The organism is Salinivirga sp. (genome assembly GCF_055145285.1).
On the sequence record NZ_JBSRDC010000024.1, the window covers coordinates 80,891 to 95,250 of the forward strand.

At 39.9% G+C, this 14,360-nt stretch carries 11 protein-coding genes; 1 reads left to right on the forward strand and 10 read right to left on the reverse strand.

Features of this window, described 5'->3' with window-relative positions; genetic code table 11:
* The first annotated feature begins 37 nt into the window (after positions 1 to 37).
* A complete protein-coding gene (rhuM, locus tag ACTB0Y_RS04985) occupies positions 38 to 832 on the forward strand; it encodes a RhuM family protein (protein ID WP_463205758.1) in 795 nt (264 codons plus the stop codon).
* Positions 833 to 902: 70 nt separating this feature from the next.
* Here the strand turns inward: rhuM and ACTB0Y_RS04990 are convergent, their stop codons facing one another.
* The 10 genes from ACTB0Y_RS04990 to ACTB0Y_RS05035 form a co-directional block, all read right to left on the reverse strand.
* Positions 903 to 1,916: a medium chain dehydrogenase/reductase family protein gene (locus ACTB0Y_RS04990; RefSeq protein WP_463205702.1), complete on the reverse strand. Its 1,014-nt coding sequence runs from the start codon at positions 1,914 to 1,916 to the stop codon at positions 903 to 905.
* A gap of 9 nt (positions 1,917 to 1,925) precedes the next feature.
* Positions 1,926 to 3,107 carry a hypothetical protein gene (locus tag ACTB0Y_RS04995; RefSeq protein ID WP_463205703.1) on the reverse strand — a complete coding sequence of 394 codons (1,182 nt, stop codon included), beginning with the start codon at positions 3,105 to 3,107 and terminating at the stop codon, positions 1,926 to 1,928.
* Between the two features lie 56 nt (positions 3,108 to 3,163).
* On the reverse strand, positions 3,164 to 3,571 hold the full coding sequence (locus tag ACTB0Y_RS05000) for a hypothetical protein (protein ID WP_463205704.1): 408 nt from the start codon (positions 3,569 to 3,571) through the stop codon (positions 3,164 to 3,166).
* A gap of 128 nt (positions 3,572 to 3,699) precedes the next feature.
* Positions 3,700 to 4,314 carry a class I SAM-dependent methyltransferase gene (locus ACTB0Y_RS05005; protein WP_463205705.1) on the reverse strand — a complete coding sequence of 205 codons (615 nt, stop codon included), beginning with the start codon at positions 4,312 to 4,314 and terminating at the stop codon, positions 3,700 to 3,702.
* 138 nt (positions 4,315 to 4,452) lie between these two features.
* Entirely contained in the window at positions 4,453 to 5,121 is a 669-nt protein-coding gene (locus ACTB0Y_RS05010) for a SagB/ThcOx family dehydrogenase (RefSeq protein ID WP_463205706.1), read from the reverse strand.
* Positions 5,122 to 5,235: 114 nt separating this feature from the next.
* A complete protein-coding gene (locus ACTB0Y_RS05015; protein WP_463205707.1) occupies positions 5,236 to 8,169 on the reverse strand; it encodes a cation:proton antiporter domain-containing protein in 2,934 nt (977 codons plus the stop codon).
* A 147-nt stretch (positions 8,170 to 8,316) separates the two neighbouring features.
* Positions 8,317 to 9,867 carry an L-piperidine-6-carboxylate dehydrogenase gene (amaB, locus tag ACTB0Y_RS05020; RefSeq protein WP_463205708.1) on the reverse strand — a complete coding sequence of 517 codons (1,551 nt, stop codon included), beginning with the start codon at positions 9,865 to 9,867 and terminating at the stop codon, positions 8,317 to 8,319.
* Between the two features lie 62 nt (positions 9,868 to 9,929).
* A complete protein-coding gene (gene pruA, locus ACTB0Y_RS05025) occupies positions 9,930 to 11,561 on the reverse strand; it encodes an L-glutamate gamma-semialdehyde dehydrogenase (protein WP_463205709.1) in 1,632 nt (543 codons plus the stop codon).
* 249 nt (positions 11,562 to 11,810) lie between these two features.
* On the reverse strand, positions 11,811 to 12,182 hold the full coding sequence (locus tag ACTB0Y_RS05030) for a response regulator transcription factor (RefSeq protein WP_463205710.1): 372 nt from the start codon (positions 12,180 to 12,182) through the stop codon (positions 11,811 to 11,813).
* Positions 12,183 to 12,267: 85 nt separating this feature from the next.
* The gene (locus ACTB0Y_RS05035) at positions 12,268 to 14,319 is read right to left on the reverse strand and encodes a methyl-accepting chemotaxis protein (RefSeq protein ID WP_463205711.1); all 2,052 of its coding nucleotides are present in this window, start codon (positions 14,317 to 14,319) and stop codon (positions 12,268 to 12,270) included.
* Positions 14,320 to 14,360: the final 41 nt, after the last annotated feature.

Genomic DNA, 14,360 nt, shown 5'->3' on the forward strand with positions numbered 1-14,360 from the left:
TATTTACAAAACTGAGGAATTACAAACAAATTCAACTATCCGGAAATTCCGGATAGTTCGTCAGGAAGGGAAGAGAAACGTAGAGCGCAATATTGAGCACTATAACCTTGACATGATAATATCGGTGGGGTACAGAGTTAACTCAAAACGAGGCACAAAGTTTCGCCAGTGGGCAACCCAACGATTAAAAAACTATTTGGTAGAAGGCTATTCCATTAACAAAAAACGCCTGGCACAAAAACAACAAGAAGTAGAATACCTAAAAACCGGTATCCGAATTATTAGCCGGGCAATTGAAGAAACAAGTGATGAAAAAAATCAACAAATATTTTCCATTTTTTCAAAAGGACTTACTCTACTTGACGATTACGACCACGAACAACTTGACAAAAAAGGAAACACAAAACAGGAAGCAATATTCCCAACATACAATGATTACATGAGTTTGATAAAGGGCATGCATTCTGAATTTCGCTCAAGTGTGTTTGCCCAACCTAAAGACAACAGTTTTAAAAGCTCGATTAATCAGATAAGACAAAGTTTCGGTAATACAGACATTTATTCAACAATAGAAGAAAAAGCAGCCAATTTATTATACTTTATAACAAAAAATCATTCATTTGTCGATGGTAATAAACGTATTGCGGCTGCCTGTTTTGTTTACTTTCTGGAAAAGAATAATATGTTAATAAAAAGTGATGGTTCACCAATAATAAATAATAGTACCCTGGCCGCATTAACACTATTTATTACTAATAGTAAAACAGAAGAGTCGGAGATCATTAAACGACTAATTATAAGTATTCTAAACAGAAATAAGCATGTAGTTTAATTTTTCCTCAAAAAGCTCATCAGCTTGAATGAACGCTCTACAGAGGCATTTGAATGACAATTGCAATTACCTACTCCCCAATCTCTAAAACAAGCTTCCCCTGCAATTTGCCTTGTTCAATTAATTCATGAGCTTCTTTGATGGCAGACAATGGCATTCTTCTGTCTATAAGTGGTTGTATTTCTCCCCGTTCAAGCATTCCGAACAGCTTTTGCAGGTCTTCTTTATACCAGTCTGGGTGCTTTTTGCGCATGCCGCCAATGGTGTAAAAAGTTGTTTTTTTACCATTGGGCAGCAAGTTCCACAGCATCAACTTCATGAATTCTAACGGGATATTGCCTCCCTTGCCCATCACTGCATTGTAAAATCCATAAGCAATTAATTTACCTCCAGGTTTCAATGTGTTAAATGATCTTTTAAAGTTTTTTCCTCCAATGGCATCAAAAACAACATCTACTCCTTTTTCGGTTTGTTTTTTTACTTCCTCAACGAAATCCTCTGATTTATAATCTATGGGAATTGCTCCATATTTGCTAACCTGCGGATGCTTTTCTCGCGAAGCTGTACCAAAAACTTTCAATTGCAACTGCTTCGCCAATTGTAGTAATGCCTGGCCTACTGCCCCACTGGCGCCATGCACAAGAACAGACTGTCCTTTTTGAAGGTTTGCTTCGCGATACATCATCTGATAAGCAGTAACATACGAAAGCACAAGACTTACTGCCTCGTCGGCATCCAAAGATTCAGGAACTTTAATCAGCTTTTCAGCCGGAATGCACATATATTCTGAGTAAGCACCAATAACGGTCATGTCGGCAACGCGATCACCTTTTTTGAAATTATTAACTCCGCTGCCGATTTTATCTACCACACCAACCATATCGTAGCCGGGCGTAAAAGGCGGTTTTTCTTTCACGTCGGGGTACATGCCTTTACGAATCATAACATCCGTAAAATTGGCACAGGTAGTTAACACCCTCACACGCACCTCATTGGGTGCCGGCTCCGGTAATTCCTGTTCGGTAACGAGTTCAAGTTCATTGATGCCTCCAAATTGTTTGATGATAACTTTTTTGTAGCTCATAGAAAACTCCTATTTAATTAGTGGGTTTTTCATTGCTGGTTGTGCCCGGCATAATTTATCGACAAATTCGCTGACTGTTTTGCATTTTTGGTTTTGCAAAAATGCTTCCAAGTTGCCTTCATTTAAAATCTTTACACGTCTTTCAACCTCTTTTTTGAAGGTTGCGGTATAAAAAAAACCGGTTTCACCACTCTTTTGTGTCTGCTCTAATGGCTTTTGGAAAATTACAGCATCAAATGCATTGTACATGGTTTGATTGGGAGCGCAATCGGCCATATGGTTTCCTACATAGTGTGTTTCACCAAAGATATTATTCTCAAGGGGTACAGCAACCGATCGACCTCCATTCATTTCAAATGCTGCATCCCATTTCCCTTCATCCATGCGCACCCATTTATAATCGACACGATCCAGACCTTGCATACTTTTTCCTGTTTTCGATTTTATTTTAGAAATATGCAGGTTCATATTATTGAAACGAATGGCATAAGTTTTTCCGGGATGCCATTGATGAAAAAATGTACCCGAATTCCAGAAAAATGCACCCTCTTTTTTGCGAATACCCTTGTAGGCATGGCGCGTATTGGTAAGAAAAAATCCTTTTTTACCGTTTTCAAAATCTTTCATATAACTCAGTACAATACTGTACATAAAGTGATCGCGACTAATCAGCGTTTTGCGAAATTCATTGTAATCACTCCTTGTGTGAATAGCCTCCCAGTAAATAGGTGGATTAACTGCAATTACACGAATACGCTTTTCCTCAGTAAGTTGCCTGTTCACTTTCCATACAGTAGTCAATAACTCCAGATAGGTTTCATACCGCCAACCATAAGTATAACCTCCCTGAAAAACGGGATAAAGCAAGGAGCTGTCCATTTCCGGCGAATTCAAAAAAGCATCCAGGTCTTTTTGAATATTCGTTTGAAAAACTTCGATAAAAATATAGTCGATGGTTTCCGGTTTTTGGCGAATATAATCGCCGTAAAAATCAAATGGCTCCTTTGCAAAATGGAGGGCATCATCAAAAATTATCAAATCGTGGTTTTTCAATTGTTGATGAACAAGCCCTACCGGCTTCTGCCCTTGCTTTTTTAGAACATCGGCATAATCATCTACAGTTTGTGCATGAGCGCATAACGAAACATATAGCATGGCAAAGAATGCTAAAACAAATACTGATTTCTTCATTTTTTTAAGGTTTTATGAAATGAGTTATAGGTCAGACAATTCATAACAGGTTATTGTTATTGGTGTTTACTGTTTTTTACAACAAAAATATAGGCCATGATAAGCTGAGCCATACCGGCACCAAAATACAACGGTTGTAAAAAGCTCCGGTAACCAATCCATGCAACCTGGCTCACAATCCACACCATCATTACAAAGCCAAAAAATGCAGCGATATATGGCGCCATTTTGTGTCTCCGTAGTGAAAGCACCGTTCCCACACTGTTTCCAATGCCGTTTACAACAAAAAGAACAATTCCGGGTATTAAAAAAGATGAAAATGGCGTACCGGATAACATGTGCACATCAAGCCCAAGTGCTTTTCCATCAGGGTTTGTCATGAGGCCAAAGCCACCGGCCAATGCGCTTAAACCGTTAAAAAACTCAAGAACTATAAAACTTTTTCGGCTCAGTTTGGTGTTCATATCTTTGCTTTTATTAGTAAGGACGTAATATCTTCTAAAATGTTATTCGGTATCGTATTCAATTCAATGTATTCCAACCATATTCGGTCATTATAATTTTTCACATTACAGCCAAACATACTTTCAGCTTATTCAATCTTACGTCCCACAAAACGTATTACCGCATTGTTTCCAATGTGAAAACGACCTTCATCCAAATCAATATCTTCTTCTCTTAGTTCGAGGATATCGAACCCGGAAAAATCAGTTAATAATTCGGCCTTAGAATAAAGCATGTCTATATTTTTGGGTCCGCCACCGCTCTCTCCGGGTTTTAGCCTGCTTAGTTGCTCTTTTCTGAATCCCTCAATAAGCATTACCCCGCCAGGCTTAAGGTAACTACTCAAAATTTTATGATACTGTAACCTAAGTCCTGGAGCAAAATGTGTAAAAACAAGCGATATGGCATCAAATGTATTTTCCTCATACTGTAATTCTGTGAATTCTCCTACCCGGTAATCAATCTGAACACCATGTTTTGCAGCGAGGCGCAGTGCTTTTTCCTGGCCGGCGCTGCTCAAATCAAATGCATACACATCCCATCCCAGTGTGGCTGCATAAACGCCATTGCGTCCTTCGCCATCGCCGGGCAAGAGTATTTTACCGGGTTTCATCTTATCTATTTGAGATTTAAACCACTCATTGGGTTTTTCTCCATAAGCATATTCCGGCTGATTGTATCTTTCGTCCCAAAACTCTTTCATAAGTTCATTATTTCTACCATGTAGAATTCAACAAAGGAGGAAATGTTTACGCTAATTAAAGATTATTACTTAACCTTTACCCAAACCCCTGCCGTGATAAGAGGCAAACCCGGAAATTAAATTTTGTTGGTTTGATTATTAAAATTCCTGCTTATTGTAATAGTATCCAAAGGGCATGATGTAAAGCGGTGTTTCTTTATCGGGGAGTTGCATAACTTTTCTTACTTTCTCATCATTAAAAGCCCCAATGGCGCAAGTGCCCATATGGAGAGACTCCACCTGCAAATAAACATTTTGTGCAGAATGGCCCAAATCCATACACACATAGCGTTCAGCGCCTCTTGTGCCGTATTTTTGCGTAGTTCTCTCGTAGAGGGCACTGTAAAACAGGCATGCGGGAGCCTCATAAATCATTTTCTGATTCAGGGCAGCGGCGGAAAGCTCAAGCTTTACATCCTCATCAATTATTCGCTCAATCTGATGCTCACCCGCCAAATACCGGTAAACTCCCGGTTCAATATCATTGACATTACCGACCAACAAATAAAGTTCAAGGGGGTAAAGTGCACCTGCAGAAGGCGCTGTACGGAAACCACCCCGCAATTGCTTGTGGCTTGAAGCTTTTGTAATTCCATAAGCCGACCACAACACCTGGGCAACATCTGAGGCATCCAGGGCTTTGTCGACAAAGTGCCTGTGGGAACGTCGTTGTGCCATTGCTTCCTCCACAGAAAAACCACCTTCTTTTCGGGGTGAAGGTAATTGATAAGTCAATGATGATTCCTTTACAACTTCAAATGTTTCCATATTTTCTATAGCGTTGTTTTTCTCTTTACAAGATAATGTTAGCATAAATAAAATCACAAAAAGAATGTGATAATAAATTTTGTTCTTTTTCAGGTACTTCATGTATAAAATAAGTTAAATAATAAACACGTAACTATCCTCCACAATGTGATAATCTCCCGGGACCAAGAGCCGTGTACCACTTATGTTTTTACCATCAAGATTTAATGTCCCCGAGAGCAATACTCCTTCTTGTTTATCGAGCGTAAAATTATTGTTTCTTTTCAAATCAAGCAACGCTCCTTTATGAATAATTCTTTGAAGTTTCTTGTTTTTTAGTTTGGCATATTCCCTTGTCACCGACAATAAATTTTCTGCCATTCGTCTACCGGCAATTTTCCAAAGGTTTTCTTTAAGATATTTATCTTCATTAAGCAAACGTTGAATTTTAAGATATTTCATACGCAAAGTCGTCACGGGCGATTCTGCTTCAACCGTGGCAGAACTGGATTTTCCGGTTAGAACAGCTATTTCACCAACCACATTACCAGGTCCCAGCACAGCTACCACTTCATTACCAATAGATACCTTAACAGTCCCCCTCACTATTACGAATATGGCATTCCCACTATCATGGTGTTTAATAAGCTTATCACCAACAGAATAAACTTTGCTGGTAAATGCCAGCGACACTTTTTTTAACATATGAATTTCCACATCTTCAAACCAGTCCATATCTTTCAAAAGTTTAATATTCTTTGGCAATTTTACTGATGGTGGTTTTTGCAATAATTGCTTCATTCGATTTTCGATGGCCTGGACCATTTTTGCTGACTCTGAAGACTCTAAACGGCCTTTTTTCTGTAACCGTTCTACTGTTTGCATCTCATGATTTAGTAAAGACCTTATGGCTTGTCGTGTAGAAATTGCATTATAAATTTCGGGGTAACTTTTACGCAGGTTTCTCAAATAGGTAAGCCCATGTATACGATTTTCATTTATTTCTTCTTCAATAATCTCAAGACTGCTGGTTTTCTCTCCATCTTCTCCCTCCTCCACCTCTCGGTGCATGCTTTCAACTAATTTAAGCGCATCTTCCTGAGCCTCAACAAACCCCCTTGCAGAATCGTAGCTAATAGCAAGGCGTTCAAAAAACATATGTTTGGTCATTTTTTCCAGCAAGGGCATATTTTGCAATCTTTTAAGAAAACCTGGCGTTTTCCAGCTTTCTTCCAAATCATTTCTTTCACTCAGTGGAATAAGTCCACCGGCATCTAAGATGGTATTGATACCTTCTGAAAGTTTTTGCACAGCTGTTGGACCTAATAAACCTACTTTAAACTGGTACCAGTAACTACTTTTTTCCTGCTCAAGTATTCGCCTGCGTATTTCTGCAATGGTCTCAATTTCGCCAATTTCTTCTTTTGAAATTTCCGGCATAGGTGGCAAATATTTTTTCACCTGTTGCCAGTTGGCATGATTCATAAATCGGTCGCGTTTAAGATTTTCTGTTGCATTCTCAGCTGTTTTACGTAAGTAAGCCTGGGCATTGTATATCATTTTAGCTTTGGCCGGAGCCAATTTAGTAAGTCTTAGTTTTTGAATGAGAAATTTAATGCTTATGGCATTGATTATTAATGTCATAATCACAATGCCGGCAGTGAAGAACAAAAACTGGTTCTGAATTTTTTCCGGCAATACAGCAGGGTCCAATCCTGCAACAACCAGGGCAAGTGCGAGGCCAATGGCCCCTCTCAGTGCACCATACCATACAACTATTGCATTCTTTTTACTCAAACCATATCCAGTATTCTTCATAAAAGGGTAGAAAATTGCAACTACAATTGCCCGAACAATATGAATTCCGACATAAATAATTAATAAAATGAGGAAGTCATTTCCGGTAAAAACAGTTTGTTCTGCAATTATAACCCCAACTATGATAAAAATGAGGGTATTGGCTATAAAAGCGAGCAATTCCCAGAATTCATGCAGAAAATGTTCTACCTCTGGACTGATTCTGGTACGTCCTACACTGGCCGCAGCAAGGCCGAGCGATACCAGTCCGAGTACTCCGGAAACATATAAGAAATGTTCCGCGATAAAAAATGTGACGTAAGCGGCAGTTACTATTGCAGATATTTCAACCATCGGGTCATTGAAAACGCTGCGCACCCAGCGAATAGTGACTGAACCAACGGCTAATCCAAGCAAAACACCGCCAAAGGAGATATAAGCAAATTTAAGTACAGGATGTAAACCAAAAACAATGGCTTCCAATCCCCCCATATCAGGTGAAGCACCTTTTATGCTACCGAGCAATACTAAAAAAATCACAATGGCAGTGCCGTCATTCAGCAATGATTCGCCCTCGATAAGGGTTCCCAGTTTTTTACTGGCACCTAATTCTTTGAGCAAGGCCACTACAGCTACCGGGTCAGTAGCACTGATAACAACTCCAAACAACAGCGCTATCTGCCAGGTCCAATCGGGTAAACCAATGCCAAATTCTTTGATGCCAATAATAATAAATGCCGTTAAAAATAGGGCAACAATAATTCCGGGCACAGCCAGAATAGCAGCGTTTGCAACAGTTTTTTTAAAAGTATGGACATCCATGGCAAAAGCTGCTTCAAAAATCAATGTTGGCAGAAAAATATATAATATTAAATGCGGGTCTATATGGCCCGCCCAAAGCACAGCATTAGTAAATGTATCTGCCCAATTTTCGAAAAATCCCATGCGTACAGCCATACCTATTATCAAACCAATAATGAGCAGCGTCACTGTGTAGGGAATTGGACTTTTGCGAAGAAAATGGCGTGTGGCAGCTCCGATGATTAGAGCCACAATTACAAAAAATAACGGTGACATGTCTGAATTGTGTCCTGCTTCATGTGATTCGCTTTGCTCAGCATCTACGTCAACAGGTTGACTTTGTTCAGTTGCATGCTGAGCAATTTGAACTGAGTCTGCGGGCACATCAAAAGCTTTGTTATGATTTGCAAAAATACTAATGGTACTTAGAAGAATAGCGATTACAACAATGGCAAAATGGCTTACTTTCATTGTCAGCGAATTAGTTAGTTAGACCAATTACAAGTTAAAACTAATTCCTGACAAATTCCAGAATTATTTTGTAATAATGGTTATAAACAAAAAAGGAGGCTGCCTGTGCGGCAGTCTCCTTTTTGATTTATGCGATTTATCTATGAATTAGATATCGAATTTTATACCCTGCGCCAAAGGCAATTCTGTACCATAATTAATGGTGGTTGTCTGTTGTCTCATATAGGCTTTCCATGCATCAGAGCCTGATTCGCGACCGCCTCCGGTATCTTTTTCACCACCAAAGGCACCACCAATTTCAGCGCCTGAAGTACCCACATTTACATTGGCAATGCCACAATCTGAACCGCTATTGCTCAGGAATGACATTGATTCCTGAATACTGTCAGTAAATATAGCACTAGAGAGGCCTTGAGGTACCCCATTATGGAGGTCCATTGCCTCATCGAAAGATTTATACTTGATTAGATACAAAATTGGAGCAAAGGTTTCTTCCTGCACAATTTCGAAATGATTTTGTGCTTCACAAATTGCAGGCACCACATAAGTTCCCGTTTCGTAGCCTTTACCTGAAAGCACTTCACCACCGAACAATACTTTACCGCCTTCTTCTTTCACTTTTTCAAGTGCAGTAGTGAACAATTCGGTAGCATCTGTATCAATTAGTGGGCCTACAAGGTTGTTTTCATCAAGAGGATCGCCAATTTTGTTCGATACTTGTTCGTAGGCATTTGTAAGTTTTTTCTTCACATCGTCGTAAATATCTTCGTGCACAATCACACGCCGAGTAGAAGTACAGCGCTGTCCGGCTGTCCCAACAGCTCCGAAGACGATTGCAGGAATAGCCATTTCAAGGCTTGCATCCGGGGTAAGAATAATGGCATTGTTACCACCTAATTCCAGAATGGTATTGCCCAGACGCTTTCCAACTTTCTCAGCCACGCGTTTACCAACGCGGGTTGATCCGGTGACAGAAATAAGTGGCACACGTTTATCTTCTATAAAATTATCGCCCATTACAGCCGAACGGCCAATTACAAGGTTGAATACGCCTTCGGGCACCTCTGGCTCATCTTTAATGACACCGGCCACAATTTTTTGCACAGCTACTGCAGTAAGTGGTGTTTTCGAGGAAGGTTTCCATACAACCACATCGCCAGCTACAGCTGCAATCATCGTGTTCCAGGCATAAACAGCCACAGGAAAATTGAAAGCCGTAATTACACCCACAATACCGTAAGGATGGTAATGGTCGAACAGGCGGTGATTTGGTCGTTCGCTTTGCATGGTGAAGCCATAAAGCTGACGGGCCTGGCCAACTGCAAAATCGGCAATATCTATCATTTCCTGTACTTCGCCGAGACCTTCCTGGTAACTTTTTCCCATTTCCATGCTTACGAGCATTCCAAGGTCTTCTTTTTTATCGCGCAATGCATTCCCTATTTTTCTTACGATTTCGCCCCTGGCAGGAGCAGGAACTTCGCGCCATTTTTTGAATGCTTCCTGTGCTTTTGTAATTACATTTTCGTAATCCTTAAGTTCGGCATTTTTCACCTTACCCAGTATTGAGTCATCAATTGGCGTTACTGATGTAGTTTCTTTCCCGTCGGTTTCTATCCATTGTGTACCTGTACAAACGCCGGCATTCATTTCTTTAACACCCAGGTTGTCAAGTACTTTTTGCATTTTTGGATTCATATTGATTTGGTTTTAAAAAACCCGGTGCATAGCTATGTACCGGGTTTAGATTATGGTTTTAATTATTCATCTTCCATGTAAGGGTAGCGGTAATCTTTGGCAGGTACAAAGGTTTCTTTGATACTGCGTGCCGATACCCAACGTAATTGGTTCAGTAGTGAACCGGCTTTATCGTTGGTTCCTGAACCGCGTGCTCCACCGAATGGCTGCTGTCCAACGACAGCTCCTGTTGGCTTGTCGTTCACGTAGAAATTACCGGCTGTATTGACAAGGCGTTTGGTAAACTTGTCTATTTCGTAACGATCTTGTGAAAAAATAGCTCCTGTTAATGCATAAATTGAGGTATTATCCAGGATATCGAGTGTTTCGTCTACTTTATTCTCATCGTATACATAAACGGTAAGTACCGGTCCGAAAAGCTCCTCTTCCATTGAGTAAAACTTCGGATTAGTTGTTTTAATAACAGTTGGTTCTATGAAATAACCTTTTGACTTGTCATATCCTCCACCGGCAATAATTTCGCAAGAGCTGTCTTCTTTGGCCATATCAATGGCAGCAGCATGTTTATCAAATGCTGACTCGTCAATTACAGCACAAAGGAAGTTAGAAAAGTCTTCGGGAGACCCTTGCTTGATTGTTGAAACATCTTCTTTCACATATTTGAAAATCTCATCGGCCAAATTGCTCGGCAGGTATGTTCTTGAAGCAGCTGAGCATTTTTGTCCCTGATATTCAAAAGCTCCTCTAACCATAGCTGTAGCTACTGCTTTGGCATCTGCTTTTGGTGAAGCAAAAATATAGTCTTTTCCACCGGTTTCACCTACAATACGTGGATATGTTCTGTATTTTGTGATGTTGTTGCCAATTTTTTTCCACGACTGCTGAAATACTGGTGTAGAGCCTGTAAAATGGAAACCGGCAAAATCCGGACTTGCGAAAACAGTATCGGCCACAACAGGTCCTGAAGCGAATACAAGGTTAATAACACCATCAGGTAATCCGGCTTCGCGGAATATTTCCATTACTACATTAGCCGAGTAGATGTTAAGTTTAGAAGGTTTCCAAACTACGGTATTACCCATCATGGCCGGAGCAGCAGGAAGGTTAGCTGTGATGGCCGTGAAGTTAAATGGTGTAAGTGCAAATACAAAACCTTCTAATGGGCGGTATTCAACACGGTTCCAGGTATTCTTATCAGATACGGGTTGTTCTTCGTAAACTTTGGTCATATATTCCACGCCAAAGCGCATAAAATCAGCAAATTCGCAGGCTGATTCAATTTCTGCCTGGTGTGCCGTTTTAGAGGTACCGAGCATAGCTGCAGCGTTCATTTTGTAACGATATGGTCCTGTTAGCAAATCAGCTACCTTAAGAAATATAGCTGCACGCTCATGCCAGGGAGTTGCTGCCCATTTTTCTTTTGCCTCCATTGCAGCATCAATGGCCACTTGTACTTCATTGGCACTTCCTTGATAATAGTGCCCCAGCGTATGCGCCAATTCATGTGGTGGATGAATATCAACCTTTTTATCGGTTTTTACTTCTTTTCCACCAATGACCATTGGTATTTCAATCTGTTTGGATTTGAGCTCTTTAAGTGCTTTTTTGAGCGCTTCACGATCTTTTGTGCCGGGAGCATACGAACGTACGGGTTCGTTTACTGCTTTCGGGACATTGAAAAAACCTTTAGGCATAACTTTATAATTTTGATTTAGTTTAACTTAATTTGTATACAAATCTATAAATTTTTAAGTGTTTTTTCTTATGAAAAATATCATGTTTTAATTTTTCTTCGGGTCAATGAATATATCATCAATTATACAAACCTCCCTTTGCATTTACAATTCCTATAAAATACAAAGCAAACAATTAAAGCACAAACCCTTACAAAAAAAATGCGGCTGAATATATTATCCAACCGCATTTCAGACCCCAAAAATTCACTATGAATTGTCTATCACTTTTTTCACCTTATCGAGCACTTCGCTGATTATAACGGGTTTTACAATGAAATCTGCAGCTCCCAGTTCGGCAGCCCTCGTTCGTTCCTCTTCGCTATTTTTTGCTGTAATAATAATTACCGGAATATTCCATTGCTCCTGATTTATTCTTTCCATCAGTTCAAATCCGCCCATTTTGGGCATCATTATGTCTAATAAAATTAAATCGGGTGTAAATTGTGTTATTTTCGATATACCTTCAAGCCCATCATGGGCCACCGTAACTTCATAATCCATTTCACTAAGCAAATCTTCCAGTAAAATTAGATTATTAAAGGAATCGTCTACAATTAATATTTTTTTTATCAGTGTCATTAAGTGTTTTTTATTGACATACCCCAAAATCAAGTAATAAAGATATCACCGAAAATGATCATATTTCCGGTGATATAGATTTTTACTAAAAGTTTTCAAAGTCTTTGTCACTATTTTCTTCATCGTTCAAATTCAAATCAACTCCTTTGTTAGGAGATGCAGCATGATGCTGTTGGGGCTTTTCATTTTTTTGGTGCATGGTTTGCACCTGCGTTTTTGCAGCTTTTGTTTGCTTCTTAGTGCGCTTTTTGGCATCAACTCCAATGTTGAAAAACCCCATTGTTTCGCGCATCTGTTCAGCCTGGCTGGATAGCTCTTCTGAGCTGGTAGCCATCTCCTCTGCGGCGGCAGCATTTTGTTGTGTTACCTGATTAAGTTGCTGTATAGCACTATTAACCTGTTCGGCACCTGATGATTGTTCAGAACTGGCAGCAGCAATTTCCTGTACCAGCTTGGATGTTTTTTGTATATCGGGTACAATTTCTGTAAGAAGTTTACCTGAATTTTCAGCGATAGAAACACTGTTTTTAGAAGTTTCATCTATTTCCTGTGCTGATTCCTGACTCCTGGCAGCGAGTTTTCTGACCTCTTCTGCCACAACAGCAAAACCTTTTCCGTGCTCACCTGCGCGGGCAGCTTCAACTGCAGCATTGAGTGCAAGTATGTTTGTCTGGCGTGCTATTTCGCTGATAATGGTAATTTTCTCAGCAATATTTTTCATTGAATCTACCGTTTTACCTACAGCATCGTTACCTTGTGAAATATCATCAGATGCTTTGAGTGATATTTTTTCAGTTTGCTTGGCATTATCGGTGTTTTGCTGAATATTGCTGGCCATTTGTTCCATCGATGAAGAAACCTCCTCGGCTGATGAAGCCTGTTCTGAAGAACCTTGCGACATTTCTTGCGAAGTAGAGCTTAACTCCTGGCTTGCTGATGCAATATTTTCAGCTCCTTCGAAAACATCTTGCACAATTTGCTTGAGCTTGTTTGCCATTCCTTGCAATGCATTGCCCAGCTCACCAATTTCATCTTTTTGATTTAAGTATTTATCTTCAATCTCAGCAGTAAGATCACCTTTTGCAATTTCTTTTGCGAAACCAACACCTTTGCCAATACCTAATGTAATGGAACGTGTAATAATGACAGCGAGAATAATTCCCAAAATCATTGCGAAAATAAGCCCTATTATCATTATTTGGCTTGAGCTTTCAGTTAATGAAACAATATCGCCTGCAATGGACTCTGTACCACTTATGGCAGCCACAGCAGCGGCTCTCGCATTGTCGGTCACCTGACCTGCTGCCGGCACTCGCTCGCCTCCAAGTCGGTCAGTCTCACTCCAATTGGCCAAATACCCATTAATAGCAGCCACATATTGTGTTCCTGCCTCTTCTATATTTTCTAAAGCTTCAAGGTCTGCTTGTAGTTTGGTGTACTTTCTTATTTCATCGAAATACGCAAAAGAGTTATCGAATTCGTCTACTGCAACCCTTAATGCTTCTGGATTTCTTGTGGCCTGAGCTTTAAAATTTTCGACTCTTACTGCGTTTCCGGCGTCGATAATATTATTTATCAGGGTAATTTTTTCAAGCCGTGCCATGTTGGTATTTCCTGTATTTATTTCTCTTCTCATCCGGGCATTTTGACCATCGAGATATTCCATACAGTTTTTCATATAGGTAGCAGCTGCTTCATCCATATCGTTGCGGTTTTGCTCCATTTTCCCGACAACTTCTACTGTTTGATTGAGTAACCGCTCATATTTTGCCAAATTTTCGTCAACGCTTTTTGTGGTTCCTTCGAGCTTTTCCAAACGCTTGGCCCTATCGGCAAGGTTATAGGCCTGATCAATATAATTGCGTGTTTCGTTTAATAATCCCTTACCTGTTGAAAGAAAGTTACTTTCATGTGTATAATTGTAGGCCCTAAGTTCAAAAATGGCTTCGAGAAATGATCTTTCTATATTGTTCGAGATTTCCATTTCAGGCAAGTATTCATTACTGAGGTATTCGGTTTCAGTACGCATACTTGTCATATTAACTATGGCCATAATGCCCAATGCAATGGCAATTATTATCAAGATACCGAATCCGATACCCAGTTTGCCGCCAATTCTAATGTTTGTCCAATTCATAATTTAGCAGATTTAGGTTTTTTCATGATATAAAATTACGT

Bases quoted from the DNA above. Each gene is read 5' to 3' on its own strand.
- ACTB0Y_RS04990 (WP_463205702.1), bottom strand. From the start codon at position 1,916: ATGAGCTACAAAAAAGTTATCATCAAACAATTTGGAGGCATCAATGAA.
- ACTB0Y_RS04995 (WP_463205703.1), bottom strand. From the start codon at position 3,107: ATGAAGAAATCAGTATTTGTTTTAGCATTCTTTGCCATGCTATATGTT.
- ACTB0Y_RS05000 (WP_463205704.1), bottom strand. From the start codon at position 3,571: ATGAACACCAAACTGAGCCGAAAAAGTTTTATAGTTCTTGAGTTTTTT.
- ACTB0Y_RS05005 (WP_463205705.1), bottom strand. From the start codon at position 4,314: ATGAAAGAGTTTTGGGACGAAAGATACAATCAGCCGGAATATGCTTAT.
- ACTB0Y_RS05010 (WP_463205706.1), bottom strand. From the start codon at position 5,121: ATGGAAACATTTGAAGTTGTAAAGGAATCATCATTGACTTATCAATTA.
- ACTB0Y_RS05015 (WP_463205707.1), bottom strand. From the start codon at position 8,169: ATGAAAGTAAGCCATTTTGCCATTGTTGTAATCGCTATTCTTCTAAGT.
- amaB (WP_463205708.1), bottom strand. From the start codon at position 9,867: ATGAATCCAAAAATGCAAAAAGTACTTGACAACCTGGGTGTTAAAGAA.
- pruA (WP_463205709.1), bottom strand. From the start codon at position 11,561: ATGCCTAAAGGTTTTTTCAATGTCCCGAAAGCAGTAAACGAACCCGTA.
- ACTB0Y_RS05030 (WP_463205710.1), bottom strand. From the start codon at position 12,182: ATGACACTGATAAAAAAAATATTAATTGTAGACGATTCCTTTAATAAT.
- ACTB0Y_RS05035 (WP_463205711.1), bottom strand. From the start codon at position 14,319: ATGAATTGGACAAACATTAGAATTGGCGGCAAACTGGGTATCGGATTC.